Source organism: Arthrobacter sp. TmtSoilC48 (assembly GCF_059739425.1).
Genome location: NZ_AP046049.1, coordinates 2,029,076 through 2,050,265 on the forward strand (window position 1 = coordinate 2,029,076; position 21,190 = coordinate 2,050,265).

The window sequence follows — 21,190 nt, forward strand, 5'->3', positions numbered from 1 at the left end:
GGCACTGACAGTACTGGGCGCGACACTCCTGCGGCTACGCTGGAGCACATGCGGATGGAGTATGTGACGGCGGTGCTGGCTGTCGTGGACCTTGTTCCGCCCGGCACGGCCCTGTCATATGGTGACGTCGCAGAACTCCTTGGAGCCGGCGGACCCAGGCAGGTGGGCGCGGTGATGAGCCACTACGGCAGTTCCGTAGCTTGGTGGCGTGTCCTACGGGCAAGCGGGGATGCCCCGCCCGGCCACGAGCCAGAGGCCCTGCGCCATTATGTGCAGGAGTCCACACCCCTGCACGGCGCCTTTGAGGAATTCCTACGGACAGGCGAGGGCCGCTGGCGCGTGGACCTTGGAGCTGCACGATGGGCGCCAACTGATGCTGAATTCGATCGTATTGATGTGATCTCGGACCAGTTGGAGCGTCAGCTCCATAATTTGTCGGTGCCCGATGATGAAATGACTGTGTGACCGCAACAGCTACCAAAACCCGCCAAGCCCCGGCAGCCCTCCGCCTGCTTCCGCCGCGCGAGATTCACTACGCGGCGCCTGACCTGTCTCCGGACCAGCGTGCGGTTGTGTCAGTCAGGCAAGGAGGCGGACCTGTCCTGGTCCCTGGAGGCCCTGGCACCGGAAAGTCCACGGTGCTGGTCGAGTCGGCGGTCCGCCGAGTTAATGAAGACGGCGTGGATCCCGAACGGATACTTATTCTCGCTCCTGGCCGACACGCCGCGGCCGCCTTGCGGGACACCTTCACCGGTCGCCTGGACAGAAGCCTCAGTACGACGCCGGCACGCACCTGGGCGTCGTACGCCTTCGACGTCATCCGGCGAGCCAAAGCGGAAGGCGTCCTGCCGTTGCCCCGTCCGCCGAAGCTCCTTTCCGGACCGGAACAGGATCTGATCATCAAGGAGCTGCTGGAAGGCCATTCCCGCCCAGGGCATCAGTTGCCTTGGCCGGAGGACCTCTCCGCAGCACTGCCCACCCGCGGCTTCCGCCACGAGATCCGCCAATTGTTTGATCGCATTATCGAGTCCGGCCGCACTGCAGAGGACCTGGTGGGGCTCGCCTATGAATGTGGGCGTCCGGATTGGATGGCGGCCGCCCAGCTCTACAGCGAGTATCGGGATGTTTTGGACCTCCGCATGCCCGAGGCCTTTGATCCCGCAGGGATCATCACCACGGCGCGCCAGATTTTCCAGGACTCGCCGGCTTTCCTGGCCGCTGAGCGTGACCGGCTGCAGCTGATTCTCGTGGACGATGCCCAGGAATCCAATCCTGCCGTGTTTGAACTCCTGGCGGATATTGCCGAGGGCAAGGACGCCATAGTTACGTATTCGCCTGACACGGTGGTGCAGGGCTTTCGTGGAGCGCGGCCGGACCTTGTCGCGGAGCTGCCCGTGCTTCTCGAGGGAAGCCATGGGGTTCTTGAGCGGCCACTGTGGACCACGCATCGTCATCGCCCCGAGGTGGCGCGGGCCTGGACAAGGGTTGCCGCACGTATCTCACAACGATCCGGGGGCCAAAAGGCGAGGCGACTCGAACAGCCGGAGTCCATCGAAGGCGCCCGGGAAATAAGCAACGGCGGGCGGGTGGAAGGACACGTGCTGCCTTCTCCTGTCCATGAGCTCCGATACGTTGCACAGCGGATTCTGGAAGCGCAGTTGCGTGAGGGCCGGGACTTCAGTGATATTGCCGTCATTGTCCGAAATGGTGGATTGATCTCGCAACTCCAGCGGTACCTCAATGGACAGGGAATTCCCGTGCGCGTTCCTGTGGCTGATTCCGCAGTACGGGATGAGGTGGCCGTCCGGCCCCTCCTGGAAGTCTTCGCTGTCATCCTTGATCCGGCCAAGCTCACTCCCGAAACCGCTGTTTCCCTCCTGACTTCGCGCATTGGTGGAGCGTCTGCCATTGAGCTCCGCCGCCTCCGTCAATCTCTCCGGCGCGAGGAGCTGCTTGGCGGCGGCGGACGTTCCAGTGACGCTTTGCTGGTGGAAGCGTTGCTTGAACCGGGAGCGCTGGCTTCGTTGGGAATTGAAGGAAACCCTGCCCGACGACTTGCACGGATGATTGCTGCGGGCACTGCCGCAGCAGCCGAACCCGGGGCCAACGCGGAATCCGTCCTCTGGGCGCTATGGCACGCCACGGGCTTGGCGCCACGCTGGTCCGACGCTGCGCTGGAAGGAGGGAGTGCAGGGGCGCGCGCTGACCGCGACCTTGACGCCATGATGGCGCTGTTCCACACGGCGGAGCGTTTTGTGGATCAACTGCCCGGCTCAGGCCCGGAACAGTTCCTCGATTACTTGTTGAACCAGGAACTTCCGATGGACACCCTTGCAGCGAGGGCCCAGCTTGAGGAATGCGTGGAAATCATGACTCCCGCCAGTGCTGCTGGCCGCGAATGGCCTGTGGTGATCGTGGCCGGCCTGCAGGAAGGTGTCTGGCCGAATACCCGTCTACGCGGGGAACTCCTGGGCAGCACCCTGTTTGCGGACGCCGTGGAGCATGGAGTCGACTACGCGTTGGGCCGCGGACCCCTCAGCAGGCTCAGGGACATCCGCTACGACGAACTCAGGAGTTTCTCCACTGCGGTCTCACGCGCCAGGGAGGTCCTCATCTGCACGGCTGTCTCTTCGGAGGACGAACAACCTTCCGCCTTCCTGGATTATGTCGCACCGTTGGCTTCCGGCGAGTACCGGCGCGACTACACCCCGGTGGATCGACCCATGACTCTTCGTGCGCTGGTGGCCGAGTTGAGGCAGCATGCCCAGGCTGAAGACCACGACGCCAACGGCGAAACGCCCACGGCGCGCGAGGCAGCACGCGTGCTGGCTCGTCTTGCTTCTGTTGATCCACCCGTGGCCGGAGCCCATCCGGATACCTGGTGGGGCTTGGCGCCCTTGAGCTCCGAGGAAGCGGTTGTCCCACCGGGAGGCACTGTTGCGGTATCGCCATCCAAGGTGGAGACCGTCTACAAGTCCCCACTGGATTGGTTTGTGCAAGCGGCCGGGGGAGAAGCTGCCGCGGACTTCGCACGGAGCCTTGGCACACTGGTGCACAGCATTGCACAGGAGCTGCCGGACGCTTCAGGGACGCAGTACGTTGCGGAACTCGTTCGCCGCTGGCCCACCCTTGGCATGAAAGACAATTGGGAAGGAAAGCTCGATTACCAGCGTGCGGAACAGATGGTTCGCAAATTGGCCCAGTACGTGCTCATCATGCGAAGCGAAGGCAGGAGCCTGCTGGCGGTGGAGCACGACTTCGAAGTCCAACTTCCCGACGTCCACCTGGGTTCTGCACGTCTGAATGAGGATGCGGATGATTCGGCCGCCACTCGGCACGCTGTGCTCCGCGGACAGGTTGACCGCCTGGAAATCGACGCCGCAGGCCGTTTGGTGATCGTCGATCTCAAAACCGGAAAACGCCAGCCGGGCAAGGCCGAAGTAGCCAGGCACCCCCAGCTGGGGGCGTACCAGGCAGCGGTGCTCAAAGGTGCATTCGAGGATGCGGGCGCACTTGGGGAGTCCGGCTACCCTGTTCCAGGTGGGGCCGTCCTTGCACAGCTGGGAACCAAGACCAAGAGCCCGGGGGTTCAACAGCAGGATCCACTCGAGCCCGACGACAACTGGGCAGAGGCTTTGGTCCATGAGGCCGCGGAACTCATGGCCGGTGCAACGTTCGAAGCCCGGCATGATCCGAGCAAAGCGGGACACAGCGGACATGGCTGCCGTCTGCCCGATATTTGCCCACTGTGCGCCAGAGGAAAGCAGGTCACTGAATGACTACCGAACTTCTTGAAGGATCCGGCAGCAGGGATGCCGGAATCCTGGAAGGGGAGTCCGGGCTGCCCGTTCCCAGGTTCTCCCCGTCGGAACTGGCAGACATTCTTGGCGAAAAGAACCACCCCACCGCAGAGCAGGCAAGCATCATCGCTTCCTCCCTTACGCCACGGCTGGTGATTGCCGGCGCGGGGTCGGGAAAAACCGCCACCATGGCAGACCGCGTTGTGTGGCTCGTGGCCAATGGTTGGGTCCGGCCCGAGGAAGTCCTGGGTGTGACATTTACCCGTAAAGCTGCCGGCGAGTTGGCCAGCAGAATCCGGGCAAAACTGGCCACCCTCCAGCGCATAGCCAACGAAGACGATGGCAGCATCGGCTTCCCGGAAGGGCTTCTGGGTGCCGACGACCTCGAGCCCAAAGTGTCCACCTACCACTCTTACGCGAGCGGAATTGTTTCGGACTATGGATTGAGGTTGGGCATCGAGCGGGACGTCGTCCTGCTCGGCGGTGCCCAATCGTGGCAGTTGGCAAGCGAGGTTGTTGAGGCTTACGACGGCGAATACGAGCATTTCACCGCGGCAAAGTCGACGCTCGTCAATGCCGTCATCCAGCTGGCCGGCGAGTGCGCGGAACACCTGCAGGACCCCGCCACCGTCCGGGACTGGGTGCTGGAACGCGTTCAGTCCTTCGAGCAACTCCCTTATGCGGCCGGGGCAAAGAAGAGCCCCACGCAGGCGGCAGGGGAGCTCGCTGCCATGCTGCGCACCCGGGCCAGCGTCGCAGATATGGTTCTGCGCTACCAGGATGCCAAACGTCAAAGGGGAGTGCTGGATTTCGGGGACCTCGTGGCACTTGCAGCCCGCATCTCGCGGGAAATACCGTTGGCCGCCGCCACGGAGCGGGCACGCTACAAGGTGGTGCTGCTGGACGAGTTCCAAGACACTTCGCATGCCCAGCTTGTCTTGTTTTCGCGCCTTTTCGGCCGCGGTCATGCCGTCACCGCGGTAGGGGACCCGAACCAATCGATCTACGGCTTCCGCGGCGCTTCCGCAGGACAGCTCTTCCATTTTGTGCAGGAGTTCCCCGTGAGGCACAACGATCAAGCATCTGGCGGAGACTCCTATTCTGTGGCGCCAACGTCTTACCTGACCACGGCTTGGCGCAACGGCAGGAACATCCTCCAGGCAGCCAACACTATTGCCGCGCCCTTGAACAAAGCCGCAGCAGCCGACGGCCCCGCGGGGGAGAGGGACACTGCAAGTGGCGTGGCGGTTCCACCCCTGGCGCCGAGTCCGGCCGCGGCCGAAGGCAGCGTTGTTATCGGTCGCTTCAGCACAGACGAAGATGAGGCTGGCGCTATTGCCCGCGACGTCCGGCGGTACCAGAGGACCGTCTTCGAGGAAGAGAAAGACGGTACTCCGGTCAAGCCAACAATTTCGGTTCTGTGCCGGCGACGCGCGCAGATGGAATGCCTTCGGAGGGAATTCGAACTTCAAGGAATTCCCTATGAGATCGTTGGCCTCGGGGGTCTGTTGGACACGCCTGAGATAGTGGACCTGGTGGCAACGCTGCGGGTTCTGGCTGATCCTGGCCGTTCCGATGCTTTGATGCGGCTTCTAGCCGGAGCACGATGGCGCATTGGGCCAGCGGACCTCATGGCCTTTAATGATTGGTCCCGTTTCCTGGCCAAGCGGAGGTCAGGTCCCGGCAACACCCCTGAGGTGGCGGACGAAGACCCGGCTGCTGTCGTGATGGAAAGCGACATCACTGACGCCGCGAGCCTTGTGGAAGCCTTGGACTTCCTGCCGCGGCCGGGCTGGACATCCGGACATGGGAGGTCGCTGAGCCTTCCAGCCCTGGAACGATTGACGAGGTTGTCGGAGGAGCTGCGCACCCTTCGCACCTACATTGGGGATGACCTGACAACCTTGCTCGGCGAGGTTGAACGTGCCATGTTGCTGGATATCGAGGTGGCCGCAAAGCCTGGCGTCAGCATCCACCAAGCACGCCGGAACCTGGATGCCTTCCAGGACGCGGCCGCCGGATTCCTGCAGACCTCCCAGCGGATCGACCTCCTGGCTTTCCTCTCCTGGCTGGAAGCCGCAGCCTCGGAGGAAGGTGGCCTGGACATTGCTCCTCTTGAAACCAATCGGGAAGCAGTCCAACTCTTAACAGTCCACGCCTCCAAAGGGCTGGAATGGGACGTCGTCTTTGTCCCCGGGCTCAACGCAGGTTCCTTCCCCAGCAACAGGGACTCACGATGGAGCAGCGGCGCAGCTGCCCTGCCATGGCCGTTGCGCGGTGACCGGGCTGATCTGCCGCAGTGGGATCTTGACCACAACGACCAAAAGGGGTGGCTGGACGCTGAGAAGGACTTCAAATCGGAAGTTCAACATCATGGCGAAGCCGAAGAACGCCGGCTTGCGTACGTCGCCTACACGCGGGCCAAGTTTGTTTTGATGGTGTCCAGCTCCGCATGGAATGGGTCCAGATCCGGTATGGCAGGGATGTCGTCGTTCCTCTCCGAGCTGGCGCCGCTCGCGGGAGTGTCCTCCTCGTCCGGGGACGCCCTGGCTGTCGCGAATGTCCAGGGCGTTGTGGTCCACCCCGAGTCGGTAGCCGAAGAATCCCTGCCCGATAGCAGCCCGCTCACCGCCACGTTGGAAGTGGCTCAATTTCCGTATGATCCACTCGAAGGCCCGTCCGATCCCCGTACGGGAGCCCGCATCAGGCTCGTTCCCGGGCGTCGTGCCGCCATGGACCGGGCTGCGGCCCGGGTACGTGAATTCATGGAGGAGTCCGCTTCTCAAGGACCACCGGAAGCTTTGACAGGCAACCCGGGGCGGTGGTCACACGAAGCCCAGCTGCTACTGGATCGCCGGCTCCAGGGAAAGCTTCGGCAGGATGTGCACTTGCCCAGCCACATCTCGGCCTCCCTGTTCGTTGACCTTGGCGCAGATCCCGCAGCGGTGCTGGCCCAACTGCGCCGACCCGTACCCCGGGAACCGGGCATTTCGGCCCGAAAGGGCACAGCTTTCCATGCCTGGGTGGAGGAGTACTTCGGAACAACCGGCATGTTGGACATCGACGAAGCACCCGGCTCGGATGCCCATATCGACGAAGCGTACGGCCTGGATCAAATGGTTGAAGCGTTCAAGCAGTCCGAGTGGGCGCATCGGGCCCCGGCCTTTGTGGAAGTGCCTGTGGAAACGAGGATCGGTGACGTGGTGGTCCGCGGACGTATCGACGCCGTTTTCCGCGACGCGGACGGGCGATGGCAACTCATCGACTGGAAAACAGGACGCCGGCCTGCAGGCAAACAGCTCGCAGCGAAAGCCGTGCAGTTGGCTGTGTACCGTCTTGCATGGGCGCGGTTGAAGGGCGTTCCCCTGGAGGAAGTCAGCGCGGCGTTCTATTACGTGGCGGAGGATGCTGTCGTGCGTCCGCATGACTTGGGCAATGCCGAGGAACTCGAGCAGATTATCGACGAGGCCCTCATGAACGATCCCGCGCGTGGGGTTTCCGGGTAGAAGGAATCCGGGAGAAGCGCTGGTCTAGGAACGCTCGCCGGCATGCAGCGGTGTCACATTGACAACATGCAAAGCTGCAGTCGACGCGTCATCCTGAGACCGAGGGGAGGATTCATCCGCCACCTTGTTCGACACCGTTTCAGCATCCGCATCGGATGCTGCTTCCTTGTCAGGCTCCTCGTTGTCAGGTGCTTCGGCGTCAGGCACTCCGGCGCGGGGGGCTTCCTTCGACGATGTGGGAGGTTGGGAAGGCGCCGGGACTGAAGTCCCGGCGTCGGGAATCGCCACGACAGTAACGGCAGGCTGCCGGACGTTATTCGAGTGATTCGCGGCTTCCTGCAGTGCCGCGCCTTCAGCCTCAGCTGCAGCCGCCTGCTCGGCGGCCAGAACGGCCTCGTCATGCCGGGCTTGTTCTTCTATGTCATCCGCAAGGGACTGCAGCATTGATACTGCCTCTGACGTCATGTCGTCGTGCCCAACGGCCATTGCCTTCACCAAATACTGGGCCAACGCGAATTCAGCCAGCAAAGCGGCGCGTCGAAGCAGATGGGCGTCGGGTGTGTCCCGGCGCGCCTCGGTATACCGGCCGAGGACCGCTTCAACGAACGAGGCTTCGTTGGACGCCACCAGCCACGCGAAATCATCTGCGGGATCACCAATGCGGAGGTCGGTCCACCCCGTCAAGGCCGTCACGGTATCGTCCTGAACCATCAGGTTGTCTTCGTGGAGGTCGCCATGAACCACCGAAGGGTTGAACCGCCACAGTGCGACGTCCTCAAGGGCATGCTCCCAGCGGCGCAGCAAAGTGGCGGGGATCTTGCCGGTAGTGGCCGCCTGGTCCAATTCGTTGAGCTTGCGCTGCCGAAACTCGTTGGCCGAGTAACTGGGCAGATCTGCATTGTTGACCAGTGCCAGAGGGAGGTCGTGGATGGCGGCAAGGGCGTTGCCAATTTCACGGGCCAAAGCCGGACTGCCGGCGGATAGCTCGTCAATGGACAGCGTGGAACCCTGCAGATGGGCATACACGAATGTTGTGAGGGCGCCCTGCCGGACTGTGCCGGCGATGGTTGGCACATGGAAAGGAAGCTCGGCACGGATGGCGGGCGCGAAGGCCCGAAGGACCATGAATTCCGTTTCGAGGCGGGTACTGGCCTCGGGATGACGCGGCGAACGGACGCGCCAACGCTTGCCTTCCGCATCGAGCAACAACGCCGAATCGAAGTCGGCGTCGTCATCGGGGGAATAGGCTGTAGCCGTCGGTGCCAGTCCGGGCACCGCCGCGGTTGCTACAGCGGCCAGTTCGAGCGGTGTTCTTCTCACGTCTTCCACGGTAGATTGAGTGGCGCCTATGGCTATGATGCAGTGCGGCGAGTCTTCAGATCCGCACGAAAACAAGGCAGAAGTGGATCATCGGTCCCCTCAGCCGCCGGCATTGGCACGATATGCACAAGCGGCCGATCCAAATGTTCTTTGTCGGTGCGAATCAGTACGGTAGATACATGAGTTATGCGGAGTCTCCGGCGCTGGCCAACCACTTGATGGAAACTGTTCTTCCAGTGCGCCCGGCGTTGGTGGACCGAGGCTCCAGTGAGCGCATGAAGCCTGGCATGGTTGAGGACCTCATCGCCTCCGGCAGGGCCAAGGCCATGGTCATTTCCCAACGCAAGGCGCTGGTGAGCAGGGATGGCCTTTGGTTCGGGGATGCTGGTCCACTGTGGGCTGCCCTCGGCGAAGCAAAAGCCGGCGCCCTGACTGCTATCTACCTGGGTACCACCTTGAGGCCTTCGTCCGTGGCCGAGGGTACTCCCGTTTTGCTGTTTACTGTTGCTGAGCCGCCCGTGCCCGGGACAGCCCTGATCCCCTCCGTTGCGCAGTGGGCCGGGTTCCGGGAAGTTGCAGGACGCCTCGATGCTACTGACACTGCCTTGTTCATCGAAGCCAGCGCCATCTCCAACTGGCACGCGACCCATACCCATTGCCCGCAGTGCGGCACGCCAACTGATATTGAAACCGGGGGCTGGGTGCGGCGGTGTCCCAAGGACAACTCTGAGCACTATCCGCGCACAGACCCGGCGATCATCGTTACCGTCGTTGGCCCCGACGGCCGGCTCCTGCTGGGTGGCGGCGGGCCTGCGGACGCCAGGAACTACTCCACCCTTGCCGGATTTGTTGAACCCGGGGAATCGCTTGAGCAGGCTGTTGTCCGCGAAATCGGCGAGGAAGTAGGCGTACGCGTTACTGCCTGCCAGTATCTCGGTTCGCAGTCGTGGCCCTTCCCTGCCTCGCTCATGTTGGGATTTACGGCAATAACGAACGACGCCGTTGCCCGCCCCGACGGCGTAGAGGTCACCCGCGCGCGGTGGTTCAGCCGTGAAGAGTTGCAGGAGGCTGTGTTGAGTGGCGAGATCACCATCTCCACGCGCCTGTCCATTGCGCGCTCCTTGATTGAGCATTGGTATGGCGGCGTCATCGAAGACCTCCAGCCGTGACAGGAGGAATTTTCGACGTCGGAGGCTCACTGGAGGAGCGGATCCTCAGCGGCTTGGATGATGAGCAACGTGAAGTGGCCAGCACTCTCACTGGCCCTCTTTGCGTACTCGCAGGTGCAGGCACGGGCAAAACCCGCGCCATTACGCACCGTATCGCTTATGGAGTGCATTCGGGGGTGTATTCACCACAGAGACTGCTGGCCGTGACCTTCACAGCCAGGGCTGCGGCCGAAATGCGGAGCAGGCTTCGGGATCTTGGCGTGGCCAATGTCCAGGCACGGACTTTCCATGCTGCGGCCCTGAGGCAATTGCAGTTCTTCTGGCCGCAGGCGATCGGCGGTACCCTGCCCAGCCTGCTGGACCACAAGGCGAACATGATTGCTGAGGCCTCACGCAGGCTTCGCCTCAGCACTGATCGCGCTTCCATCAGGGACTTGGCTGCAGAGATTGAGTGGGCAAAAGTCTCTATGCTCACACCTGCCAACTACCTGGAGAATGCACAAGGACGCGGGACTCCGGGAGGCTTCGACCTCACGGCTGTGTCCAGGGTCTTCCAGGCGTACGAGGATATTAAGACTGACCGCAACGTCATTGACTTCGAAGACGTCCTGCTTATTACGGTTGGGATCCTCCAGGAGGATCCCAAGGTTGCAGCGACGGTCAGGGAGCAATACCGCCACTTCGTCGTCGACGAGTACCAGGATGTTTCCCCGCTTCAGCAGCGGCTCCTGGATCTCTGGTTGGGTGGTCGTGATGAATTGTGCGTGGTGGGTGATGCGAGCCAGACCATCTACTCCTTTACGGGGGCCTCACCCAAACATCTCTTGAATTTCAAGGCACACTACCCAGGCGCCACTGTCGTCAAGCTCATCCGTGACTACAGGTCCACCCCGCAGGTAGTTAAGCTGGCCAATGAGCTTCTCGGGTCCCGGCGAAGTGGTGGACCGGTTGCCGATGCGGCGTGGGCGCCTCCGCTCAAGCTTGTCGCCCAAAGGCCAGCAGGCCCGGAACCGCGGTTCATGGAATGTCCGGACGACGAAGCGGAGGCGGCGGTCGTTGCCGGCAGAATCCAGGAGCTACTCAACACGGGAGTAAAAGCCAGCGAGATCGCCATACTGTTCCGCACCAACGGGCAATCGGAAGCTTACGAGCAAGCGTTGGCGTCAGCGGGAATCGGTTACCAGCTTCGCGGCGGAGAGAGGTTCTTCGCCCGCAAGGAGGTCCGGGATGCCATCCTGCAGCTGCGTGCGGCTACCAGGGCTGTGGCAGAAGGCGCCCCGGAGCCCCTGGGCCAGATTGTCCGTGACATTGTTGCCTCGCTTGGCTACAGCGAAGCCGCGCCACACAGCGGGGGAGCACTTCGCGAGCGTTGGGAATCCCTGGCCGCTTTGGTGGCCTTGGCTGATGAGTTGTCAGTCAGCCGTGGAGAGTCTTTCACCTTGGCTGAGTTCGTCAACGAGCTCCAGGAACGGTCGGTGGCCCAGCATGCTCCCACAGTTCAGGGTGTGACCCTTGCCTCTCTTCACGCGGCGAAGGGCCTCGAATGGGATGCCGTTTTCCTGGTGGGCCTCAGCGAAGGACTCATGCCTATCTCCTTCGCGGACACACCGGAGGACGTGGACGAAGAACGCCGGCTGCTCTACGTCGGGATCACCCGTGCGCGTGAGCATTTGAACCTGTCATGGTCCTCCGCGCGTACTCCGGGTGGCCGCGCCAACCGCAAGCCCTCGCGCTTTCTCGATGGTCTCCGGCCGGATTCGGTGGCGTCCGCGAACGCCAGGAGCCGGGCAGGTTCCACCCGCCGCAAGGCTGCCGCGCCGGCGTCGTGCAGGGTGTGTGGAAGCATGCTTGCCTCCGGAGCCGAGAGGAAGGTGGGTCGGTGCAACCAGTGCCCGCCGACATATGAGGAACAGACCTTTGACGCACTGAGGCAGTGGCGGCGCGATGAAGCGCAATCTGCCGATGTTCCCGCCTACGTTGTCTTCACTGATGCCACATTAACCGCAATAGCCGAAGCCCGGCCGGCGTCGCTGGAGGAATTGGCCGGACTGGCGGGGGTAGGGCCCTCCAAACTGGAGCGCTACGGAGAAGCCGTCCTCGCCGTCCTCGCAGAGAGCACCAACCTCTGATGCCGCGCTCAACAGCCGGCCAGGCCGACGTTCCCATGCTCACCGACGACGGTGCTCCAGTAGTTGTCAGGCGCTCAGCCCGGCGCCGGCGGACGGTAGCTGCGTTTTGGGAAGACGGTAATGCCGTTGTCGCGATTCCCGCCAGCTTTACCAAATCGCAGGAGCGCGAGTGGGTGCGGCGCATGCTTGCGAAGCTCCAGAGGCAGGGTGAGCGCAGGGCGGGTAAACCAGATCGGCGCAGGCCTGCTACGGACGAGGCACTTGCCCAGCATGCAGCTCACCTTTCGCGGACCTACCTCGGAGGACGGGCGGTTCCGACGTCGGTCCGCTGGGTGACGAACCAGAACTCACGGTGGGGCTCGGCTACTCCAGCGGATGGAACCATCCGGCTTTCGAACAAGCTTCAGGCGATGCCACAGTGGGTGATCGACTACGTGCTCCTGCACGAATTGGCGCATTTGTTGGTAGCGGGGCACAATGCGCAGTTTTGGCACTTGCTGACGGCCTACCCGGAGACACAGCGCGCCAAAGCATTCTTGGAGGGGGTCGCGTTCGCCACCTCCCGTGGGATTAGCGGTGACGCCAATGAATCAGCTGGAACGGGCGCGGACGAAACGGAGTAGGGACGAGAATGGTCGCCATGAAATTCATGGCGACCATTGCTGAGATTAGGTGGACGGTGACTTCGGATCTGCGCTGCCTGGGTCGGGCCCGCTGTCGTCCTGGGAGTCGTCACCTTCCGATTCGGCGTCCCCGGGCTCATCGTAGCCGCCGCTCAAGAGCTTCTGCAGAGCATCGTCAACCTCGGTGTCGCTGGCCTCGGCAAGCCTGCGGCGTTCGGAGAAGCCCTTGGGATCGTCCAGGTCTTCCCCGGTGGGCAGCAGGTCAGGATGGTGCCAAATGGCATCCCTGCCCGCAATACCGCGTTCTGCCTTCAGTGTTGCCCAGAGGGTAGCGGCCTCCCGAAGCCTGCGTGGGCGCAGTTCCAGCCCCACAAGCGATGAGAAGGCATGTTCGGCAGGGCCGCCGGTGGCACGCCGACGACGGACAGTTTCGCGAAGGGCGGTAGCCGAGGGGAGTACCTTGTCGGTGGCTTCAGCAGTGAGTTCATCCACCCATCCCTCCACGAGGGCAAGCGCCGTTTCGAGCTTTTCAAGAGCGGCAGTCTGCACGGGCGTCCGCTCCGGAGTGAAGACGCCCTGGGACAAGGCTTCCTGGATTCCTTCAGGCTTGCCGGGGTCCAGCTCCCTTGCGAGATCCTCGATTCGGGACATGTCAATGTGGATGCCTCGTGCATAGGCTTCAATGGCGCCGAGCAAGTGGCCGCGCAGCCACGGAACCTGCACGAACAACCGGGCGTGGGCTGCCTCGCGGACGGCGAGGAAGAGCCGGACATCGTTTTCGGGGAGGCTGAGACCTTCGCCGAACTTGGCGACGTTGGCCGGGAGCAGGGCCATCTCCAGGTCAGCCAGGGGAACACCGATGTCCGTGGAGCTGACTACCTCGGCCGAGAGTGCGCCAATCGCCTGGCCCAATTGCATCCCGAAAATGGCGCCGCCCATGTTCTGGAGCATTGACGAAGCACCACCCATCATGGACTTCATTTCCTCGGGCATCTGCTGGGTCAAGGCGTTGGACAATGCATTGGCGATGCTGTTGGCAACTGGCTCAGTCAGCCGCTTCCAGGTTCCAAGGGTTGCTTCAACCCATTCCGCACGGGACCACGCACGGCCGATAAGTCCGGTGGCGGAAAGGTCCGTCACAGGATCCAGCCATAGTTCCGCGAGCCGGAGTGCTTCATCGATGTCCCGGGCCTGCTGGGCGTTTACCGATGGATCGCTCCCGGACGCCGCAACGCGCCGTGCGTTCTCATGGGCCAGTTGCCAGTTCACCGGACCCTCGGACGTTGAGCTCATCATGGCCTGGACTTGTGCGAACATTTGCTGCAGGAGCTGGGGATCGTTGGGCAGCCCTGCAGCCTTGGCCAGTTCGGCGGGATCGATGTTGCCCATGCCCTGGCCGCCCATCAGGTTCTGCAGCATTTCCGCCAGCGGGTCCTTGGGCGTCTCATCGTCATCTGACGGGTTGTTGGGATTGGAAGTCATGGTGCCGCCGATCGTCGAACTGGCTGGTGATCACTTTCACCGTACCGCGCGGTGGGAAGGCTGTCTGCCTGTGTGCGGCGCCGTTCGCTGTAGGCAAAGCATCCCCACAACGTCCGACCGCGTAATGTGGATGTTTGGTATGTGCCCGTCGCCGCGGCCAGCGGCAGGAGCCAAAATGCCGGTCGCACAGTGCCGGTAAAGAGAGGCCTCAATGCTTACTTCGCCCAGCCCCGAGGGCTCGCTCGATCCGCGTCAAACGCCCGACGCCGATTCCTCCCCTGAATCTCCGGAACCTGCCGGCAGCGGCCGGTACATGATCATGGTGGTTTCGGGCCTGCTGGCACTGGGACTTGGGATCGGGGCGGCTGCTTTGCCGGTTCCCTACGTAGTTGAGTCTGCCGGACCGACCTTTAACACGTTGGGGCAGGATGGGGACAAACCGGTCATCAGCATTTCGGGACATGAGTCCTTCCCAGCCAAGGGAAACCTGGACCTGACCACGGTGGTGATGGCGGGCGGGCCGAAGACTCCTGCAACAATTTTCGAAGTCTTCCGGGCCTGGTTGGACAAATCCAAAGCCGTTTATCCCGAGGAACTGATCTACCCCAAAGGCACCACAGCTGAAGAGACGGTCCAGCAAGGCGAAATTGCCATGGAGACTTCACAGGAAAACGCTGTTGCCGCAGCGCTGCGGCAATTGGATATCCCCTTTGAACAGAGGCTCAAGGTGGCCGGCCTCTCGGATCCGTCTCCTTCCGTGGGGAAACTTCAGGAAGGAGACCGGCTGACCTCCATCAACGGAAAGCCGATCTCCTCCCTCAGCATGGTCCAGGCTGAACTGGCAGCCGGAAACGGCGCCCCGGCGGTCCTCGTCGTGGACAGGAACGGTTCGGCAGTCACGGAAACGATAACGCCCACCAGGAATCCCGCTGGCCGCTACGTCCTGGGCATCCTCCTGGGTAGCGACTTCACGTTCCCGTTTGAAGTGAAAATTTCCTTGGACAACGTGGGGGGTCCAAGCGCCGGAATGATGTTTGCCCTGGGCATCGTGGACAATCTCACGCCAGGGGACCTCACTGGAGGAAAGCACGTGGCAGGGACCGGAACCATCACCGCTGATGGAACAGTGGGAGCCATCGGCGGCATTGCGCAGAAGATGATTGGAGCGCGGCAGCATGGAGCCACCATGTTCCTTGCGCCGGCCGCGAATTGCGCCGACGTCGTAGGGCACATTCCTGATGGCCTGCAGGTGGTTAAGGTGGAAACCTTGGCCGATGCCACCGCAGCAGTGGAACGACTCGGTTCAGGACAGGACACGGCGGGCCTTCCCACCTGCACCAACAACTAGACTGGCGGTGGAACTTAGCTCCACCGCCACTCGTGGCATATATGACGGACTCCGCCATCGCCCAGGGGCAGAGATCGTTGAACACACGCACACCGACTTTTAACTGACGACCACCAATGAGGTACAGAGTTTGTCCCGTCCCGCCAGCTCCAACCCGCCCGGAAGATCGCCGCTGAGACGAGGTGCCCTGACTCCGACGCTCATCGTCGTGGCAGTGGCCGTCGTTGGATTCATTTTCTTCGCCAATGTGTGGACAGACGTCCTCTGGTACCAGCAGCTCGGCTTCTTCGAAGTTTATGTCCGCGAGAACCTCGCCCGGATCGTCACGTTCCTGGTCGGTTTCGCCATGATGTTCGCTGCCGTCTACTTCGCCATCAGGATCGCGTACCACGCCAGGCCGGTCTACGCTCCGGATGCTGAGTCACGTGACAACCTCAACCGCTACCAGGCCCAGCTTGAGCCTGTCCGCCGAGTCGTCATGGTCGGCCTGCCGATCCTGTTCGGGCTCTTTGCCGGCAGCGCAGCGGCAAGCCAGTGGCAGAAGGTTCTCCTCTTCTTCAACCAGGAGCCCTTCGGCCAAGCGGATCCGTTGTTCAATCTCGACATCAGCTTCTACTTGATGTCGCTCCCGTTCCTTGGCTTTGTTACCGGATTCCTCATCAGCATTGCGGTAGTGGCTGGCATTGCCGGCATCCTCACGCATTACTTGTACGGAAGCATCCGGCTCATGGAGCGTGGTGTTTTCACCAGCCGTGCCGCCCAGATCCACATTGCCGTAACAGGTGCATTCTTCCTGCTGCTGCTTGGCGTGAATTTCTGGCTGGACAGGTACTCCACCGTGCAGAGCTCATCCGGACGGTGGGCAGGTGCACTGTATACAGACGTCAATGCCGTTGTGCCCACCAAGGCCATCCTGGCGGTTGCCGCGGGCTTGGTTGCGATTCTCTTTATCATCGCTGCGGTTATTGGCCGCTGGCGCCTGCCGGTAATCGGTACCGCGATGTTGATCATCACGGCCATCCTGGCGGGTGGCGTCTACCCATGGGTTATCCAGCAATTCCAGGTGCGTCCCTCGGAGAACACCCTGGAAAGGGAGTTTATTGACCGCAATATCAAGATGACCCGGGCAGCCTACGGCCTGGACAAGATTGATGTGTCCGCCTATAACGCCACAACAACGGCTACGAGCGGAGCTTTGGCAAAGGACGCCCAGACTGCGGCCAACATCCGCCTGCTGGATCCGAACCTCATCTCCTCGGCGTTCGCCCAGCTTGAGCAGTACCGTCCGTACTACCAGTTCCCCCAGACACTGAATGTGGACCGCTACACCGTGGATGGCAAAGTGCAGGACACCGTCATCGCTGTTCGCGAACTGAACCCGGACGGCCTGAGCGCAAACCAGCAGACCTGGGTCAACCGACACATCGTTTATACGCACGGTTACGGTGTTGTCGCAGCGAAGGGCAACAAGTTCACGGTTGATGGCAAACCGGAATTTCTGCAATCAGGCATTCCATCCAACGGCGTTCTCGGCAACGACACCACGTACGAACCCCGCATCTACTTTGGTGAGAACTCTCCTGAATATTCGATCGTTGGCGCTCCCGAGGGTGCCCAGCACCGCGAGCAGGACCGCCCGGCTGGTCGCGAAGGCGGGGGAGAAACCCAATACACCTTCACCGGCAACGGCGGACCCATCGTAGGCAACTGGCTCAACCGCATTCTGTACTCCATCAAGTTCCAGTCCTCGGACTTGTTGCTTTCGGACGGCGTGAACGAGAAATCCCAGATTCTCTACGACCGCAATCCCCGCGAACGGGTTGAGAAGCTTGCTCCCTACCTGACCGTGGATGGCAACGCGTATCCGGCCGTCGTCGATGGTCGCGTGAAGTGGATCGTTGACGGTTACACCACCAGCCAATACTTCCCGTACTCCCAGCCCCAGCAGTTGCAGAACGCGACCGTTGATTCGCAGACCAGTGCGGGCCGGACGGTGACACTGCCCAACAGCTCCGTGAACTACATCCGCAACTCGGTCAAGGCCACTGTCGACGCATACGACGGCTCGGTCACGCTCTATGCCTGGGACGACCATGATCCTCTCCTGAAGGCTTGGCAGAAGGTGTTCCCCACCACGATCAAGTCCTACACGGAGATGTCCGGCGACCTCATGAGCCACGTCCGCTACCCCGAGGACCTTTTCAAGGTCCAGCGCGAACTCCTTGGCCGCTACCACGTCACCAACCCTGACAGCTTCTACCAAAACAATGATGCGTGGAGTGTTCCGAATGACCCCACAGTCTCGGAAGCCGTCAAGCAGCCGCCGTTTTACATGTCCCTGCAGATGCCTGACCAGGACAAGCCTGCTTTCCAGTTGACGTCATCCTTCATTCCGCAAACAGTCAACGGCAACGCAAGGAACATCCTGTACGGATTCCTGGCCGCCGATTCGGATGCCGGGAACGTCAAGGGAGTTAAGGCTGACAGCTACGGCAAGCTAAGACTGTTGCAACTTCCTACGGATACCCAGGTTCCTGGCCCAGGACAGGCGCAGAACAAGTTCAACTCGGATCCCACCGTGTCCCAGGCGCTTAACTTGCTGCGTCAGGGCGCATCAGACGTCTTGAACGGAAACCTGCTGACCCTGCCCGTGGGTGGCGGCCTACTTTACGTCCAGCCCGTCTACCTGAAGTCAACAGGCGAGACCTCGTATCCAACCTTGCAGCGGGTCCTCGTGGCCTTCGGCGACAAGATCGGCTTTGCAGCTACCTTGGATGAGGCTCTGGACCAGTTGTTCGGCGGTAACTCCGGAGCCAAGGCTGGCGACTCTGAGAACAATGGCCAAACGCCTGCAACGCCGCCCGGTACCACAGCGCCTCCTGCCGGCCCGACGGACGCCAAGGCTGATCTCAAGGCGGCTCTGGACGAGGCCAACAAGGCAATCCAGGATGGGCAGGCAGCTCTGGCAAAGGGAGACTTTGCCGGTTATGGCCAGCAGCAGACCAGGCTTTCCGAGGCACTCAAGAGGGCCATCGACGCCGAGACCCGCCTGGGCATAACGCCGGAACCGACAGCGACGCCGAGTGCTACACCAAGCGCCACGCCGTCGCCGTCGCCGAGCAGCTAGTAGCCGGTGAAAGGTTGACGCCGCGTGACTAGAAGGGCCGTTGTCCTCTCCTCCTGGAGCGGGCAACGGCCCTTTTGGTTTACAAAATGGTTGGGGAAGCGCTCTTCCGGAAATTCGATTGAGCGATATTGACCGGGGGAGATGCACATCACGTCGTCAGGATTTGGTCTGCCATTCACCGGACGGTAATGTTGTTCTTGCGACGCGGGGTGGAGCAGTTCGGTAGCTCGCTGGGCTCATAACCCAGAGGTCACAGGTTCAAATCCTGTCCCCGCAACTGGAGAAAAGATCCGGATCAGTATTCACTGGTCCGGATCTTTTGTTTTCCCGGATCTTAGCGTTATGGGACAAAACGGGGTTATAGGACAAAACGTGTGTAAATCCCGGGTGTGTCATGTGCGTCCGGCCCAGCCTTTGCGGTGCTCTTCGCTTTTGCCCCGATGGGCCCGCACCAGTAACAGGAGTTGGGCGTCTAACCGGAGTTGGGCGTTGGTGCCGCCTTCCATGCGGTTGGTGGTCGAGGCGATCTGGAGGCCGGCGAACTCGGCGCCCAGGTAGCTGAACAGTGTCCCCCATACACACGTTTTTCCTATGACCCCGGATCTTAGGCGACCAACCCTCCGGACCGTGATCTGCACCACCTTCACCACGTGATGGTCATAAGCACCCTGCCTGGTGCGGTAGAGTTGTTCTTGCGACGCGGGGTGGAGCAGTTCGGTAGCTCGCTGGGCTCATAACCCAGAGGTCACAGGTTCAAATCCTGTCCCCGCAACTGGAGAAAGGTCCGGATCAGTTTTCACTGATCCGGACCTTTTTGTTTTCATGCTGCGCCAGGCGCCCGCGGTGCCGGTGCTAGGGACCAGTGCCGGTGCTAGCATCAAATCCGGTATGGCTGCGTGCGGGGAATGAATGGGAAGGCCGGATGGTCAAGGAAGACTTCAACCAGGACCTGGATCGACAGGCCCTGCAAAGGAACAGCCCCGTAGCGGTGTACCAGCAGGTTGCAGACGTCCTGACTGATCAAGTCAGCCGGTTGGAACCGGGCGCACGGATCCCGACCGAGGAATCGTTGATGGATGAGTACGGGATCAGTCGTACTACGGTCCGCAAAGCAATAGAAACCCTTGTTGTGAAGGGGTTGCTTGTTCGCCGGCAGGGCAAGGGCACTTTTGTCATGGCGCAGCGTCCGGTCCGGATGCTGAACCGCCTGGCGCCCTTCATGGAGACGTTCACAGCAGCAGGAATGAAGACTGTCAAAGGCCTGATTGAATACAAATGGATGGAGAAGGACAGGTCCGTGCCAGCCAAGCTGGTTTCCGATGACAATCTCGTCCTGGTGATCCGTCGCTCCTATTCAAGCGGCGGATGGCCCTATGCCGTTGCGGAAATCTTTATCCCTTCCCACATCGGCCGTCACATCAGCCTCGCGGATGCTGAGCGCAATTCCATTTACCAGGTGATCCAGGACAGGACGTCCAAGCCTCTCCAGCGGGCCGAAATCACGGTCACGATGCACGCCCCACCGGAGCACCTTGCCGATGCCTTGAATGTCCGTGAATTTCCCATGGTCCCGCGCTTGGAGCGGACCACTTTGGGGCCGCACGGTGAAGTCCTTGAATGCACGGTGACTTATTTCCACCCCAAGGGTTTCGAAATCCGTGCTGAAGTGGCCACGGACGTTGGTCCTGGCCAGGACCCTTTGGAGTCTTCCCTGCTCTAGGCATGGTTGGCGACAGAAGCAGAATGGCCGGACCCTGGAAGGGATCCGGCCATTTGCATGGTTCACGTGCACATCAGAGAGCCGTAAGGCCCTACCTCGCTAGAGCTTGTCGAAGTCGGTTTCGTCGATCGTTGCACCACTGGAGGCCGGGGCCCCGGCCCCGATGGCAGGCTTGCTGCCTCCGGACTTCAGAGCAGCCAGGCGGGCCTCAATTTCGGTCTGCTCCCCGAGGTCTTCCAGCTGATTGAACTGGGCATCCAAGCTGGATGCGGCAAGTTCCTGCTGGCCCAGGACCTTGGCTTCCTCCCGGCGAATCTTCTCTTCGAAACGGCCAACTTCACTGGTTGGGTCCATGATGTCAATGCTCTTCAAAGCATCGTGTACCTGCGACTGCGCAGCTGCGGTCTTGGAGCGGGCTACGAGTTCGTTGCGCTTCGCCGTGAGCTGGTTGAGCTTGTTCTTCATCTGGTCAAGCCCACTCTTGAGCTTGTCCACAACCTCGGTCTGGGACGCAATGCTGGGCTCCGCGGCCCTGGCTTCCGACTCTGCCGTCATCTGACGCTGGATGGCAACCTTGGCCAGGTTGTCGAACTTCGTGGCATCCTCGGTATCACCGGCAGCCCGGTACTCGTCGGCCTTGCGCGACGCGGCAAGGGCTTTGTTGCCCCAGTCCTGGGCGTTCTTGACGTCTTCGTTGTAGTCGGCCTGCAGCATGCGGAGGTTTCCGATGGTCTGAGCCACTGCCGACTCGGCCTCAGCAATGTTGTTCGTGTAGTCGCGGACCATCTGGTCCAGCATCTTCTGCGGGTCTTCAGCCTGGTCCAGCAAAGCGTTGATGTTTGCTTTGGCGAGCTGCGAGATCCGGCCGAAAATGGACTGCTTAACCATGGTGTTGCCTTTCGTCCTGCTCAGTGGAACCCACTGAAATCAGTGATCAGTTGTTGTACCGCTCCTAGATGGGGCATG

At 61.6% G+C, this 21,190-nt stretch carries 12 protein-coding genes and 2 tRNA genes; 11 read left to right on the forward strand and 3 right to left on the reverse strand.

Annotated elements, in window-relative coordinates:
- Window positions 1-48: 48 nt before the first annotated feature.
- From AC6I97_RS09645 to AC6I97_RS09655, 3 genes are read left to right on the forward strand one after another with little or no spacing between them, the layout of a single operon-like run.
- A complete protein-coding gene (locus AC6I97_RS09645; RefSeq protein ID WP_497944768.1) occupies window positions 49-465 on the forward strand; it encodes an MGMT family protein in 417 nt (138 codons plus the stop codon).
- Window positions 462-3,779, forward strand: a complete 3,318-nt coding sequence (locus AC6I97_RS09650) for an ATP-dependent helicase (protein ID WP_497944769.1) — start codon at window positions 462-464, stop codon at window positions 3,777-3,779. The genes AC6I97_RS09645 and AC6I97_RS09650 overlap by 4 nt, the downstream gene beginning before the upstream one ends.
- Window positions 3,776-7,306, forward strand: coding sequence for an ATP-dependent helicase (locus AC6I97_RS09655; RefSeq protein ID WP_497944770.1), 3,531 nt, complete (start codon window positions 3,776-3,778; stop codon window positions 7,304-7,306). The genes AC6I97_RS09650 and AC6I97_RS09655 overlap by 4 nt, the downstream gene beginning before the upstream one ends.
- A gap of 24 nt (window positions 7,307-7,330) precedes the next feature.
- Here AC6I97_RS09655 and AC6I97_RS09660 read toward each other — a convergent pair whose 3' ends face one another.
- Complete coding sequence (locus AC6I97_RS09660; RefSeq protein WP_497944771.1) at window positions 7,331-8,626, reverse strand: macrolide 2'-phosphotransferase; 1,296 nt, start codon at window positions 8,624-8,626, stop codon at window positions 7,331-7,333.
- A gap of 179 nt (window positions 8,627-8,805) precedes the next feature.
- Between AC6I97_RS09660 and nudC the strand changes: the two genes are divergently transcribed.
- Genes nudC through AC6I97_RS09675 form a run of 3 tightly spaced genes read left to right on the forward strand, consistent with a single transcriptional unit; the run spans window position 8,806 to window position 12,547 of the window.
- On the forward strand, window positions 8,806-9,795 hold the full coding sequence (nudC, locus tag AC6I97_RS09665) for an NAD(+) diphosphatase (RefSeq protein WP_224164809.1): 990 nt from the start codon (window positions 8,806-8,808) through the stop codon (window positions 9,793-9,795).
- On the forward strand, window positions 9,792-11,924 hold the full coding sequence (locus tag AC6I97_RS09670; protein ID WP_224164807.1) for an ATP-dependent DNA helicase UvrD2: 2,133 nt from the start codon (window positions 9,792-9,794) through the stop codon (window positions 11,922-11,924). The genes nudC and AC6I97_RS09670 overlap by 4 nt, the downstream gene beginning before the upstream one ends.
- Complete coding sequence (locus AC6I97_RS09675) at window positions 11,924-12,547, forward strand: M48 metallopeptidase family protein (protein ID WP_497944772.1); 624 nt, start codon at window positions 11,924-11,926, stop codon at window positions 12,545-12,547. Before AC6I97_RS09670 ends, AC6I97_RS09675 begins: the two co-directional genes overlap by 1 nt.
- A gap of 45 nt (window positions 12,548-12,592) precedes the next feature.
- Here AC6I97_RS09675 and AC6I97_RS09680 read toward each other — a convergent pair whose 3' ends face one another.
- The gene (locus tag AC6I97_RS09680; RefSeq protein ID WP_497944773.1) at window positions 12,593-14,029 is read right to left on the reverse strand and encodes a zinc-dependent metalloprotease; all 1,437 of its coding nucleotides are present in this window, start codon (window positions 14,027-14,029) and stop codon (window positions 12,593-12,595) included.
- 211 nt (window positions 14,030-14,240) lie between these two features.
- On the opposite strand from AC6I97_RS09680, the gene AC6I97_RS09685 reads away from it, so the two are divergent.
- The 5 genes from AC6I97_RS09685 (at window position 14,241) to AC6I97_RS09705 (ending at window position 20,224) form a co-directional block, all read left to right on the forward strand.
- On the forward strand, window positions 14,241-15,377 hold the full coding sequence (locus tag AC6I97_RS09685; protein ID WP_224164800.1) for a YlbL family protein: 1,137 nt from the start codon (window positions 14,241-14,243) through the stop codon (window positions 15,375-15,377).
- A gap of 130 nt (window positions 15,378-15,507) precedes the next feature.
- Window positions 15,508-18,504 (forward strand): UPF0182 family membrane protein, encoded by a 2,997-nt coding sequence (locus tag AC6I97_RS09690; protein WP_497944774.1) that lies wholly within the window; start codon window positions 15,508-15,510, stop codon window positions 18,502-18,504.
- Between the two features lie 203 nt (window positions 18,505-18,707).
- Window positions 18,708-18,781 (forward strand) — tRNA-Met (locus tag AC6I97_RS09695).
- Between the two features lie 421 nt (window positions 18,782-19,202).
- A tRNA-Met gene (locus AC6I97_RS09700) sits at window positions 19,203-19,276 on the forward strand.
- Window positions 19,277-19,426: 150 nt separating this feature from the next.
- Window positions 19,427-20,224, forward strand: coding sequence for a GntR family transcriptional regulator (locus AC6I97_RS09705; protein WP_224088135.1), 798 nt, complete (start codon window positions 19,427-19,429; stop codon window positions 20,222-20,224).
- A gap of 99 nt (window positions 20,225-20,323) precedes the next feature.
- Here AC6I97_RS09705 and AC6I97_RS09710 read toward each other — a convergent pair whose 3' ends face one another.
- The gene (locus AC6I97_RS09710) at window positions 20,324-21,112 is read right to left on the reverse strand and encodes a PspA/IM30 family protein (RefSeq protein WP_216924066.1); all 789 of its coding nucleotides are present in this window, start codon (window positions 21,110-21,112) and stop codon (window positions 20,324-20,326) included.
- Window positions 21,113-21,190: the final 78 nt, after the last annotated feature.

Excerpts from the sequence above, each read along its gene's own strand:
- AC6I97_RS09645 (WP_497944768.1), top strand. The coding sequence starts at position 49 with ATGCGGATGGAGTATGTGACGGCGGTGCTGGCTGTCGTGGACCTTGTT.
- AC6I97_RS09655 (WP_497944770.1), top strand. The coding sequence starts at position 3,776 with ATGACTACCGAACTTCTTGAAGGATCCGGCAGCAGGGATGCCGGAATC.
- nudC (WP_224164809.1), top strand. The coding sequence starts at position 8,806 with ATGAGTTATGCGGAGTCTCCGGCGCTGGCCAACCACTTGATGGAAACT.
- AC6I97_RS09675 (WP_497944772.1), top strand. The coding sequence starts at position 11,924 with ATGCCGCGCTCAACAGCCGGCCAGGCCGACGTTCCCATGCTCACCGAC.
- AC6I97_RS09680 (WP_497944773.1), bottom strand. The coding sequence starts at position 14,029 with ATGACTTCCAATCCCAACAACCCGTCAGATGACGATGAGACGCCCAAG.
- AC6I97_RS09685 (WP_224164800.1), top strand. The coding sequence starts at position 14,241 with ATGCTTACTTCGCCCAGCCCCGAGGGCTCGCTCGATCCGCGTCAAACG.
- AC6I97_RS09705 (WP_224088135.1), top strand. The coding sequence starts at position 19,427 with ATGGTCAAGGAAGACTTCAACCAGGACCTGGATCGACAGGCCCTGCAA.
- AC6I97_RS09710 (WP_216924066.1), bottom strand. The coding sequence starts at position 21,112 with ATGGTTAAGCAGTCCATTTTCGGCCGGATCTCGCAGCTCGCCAAAGCA.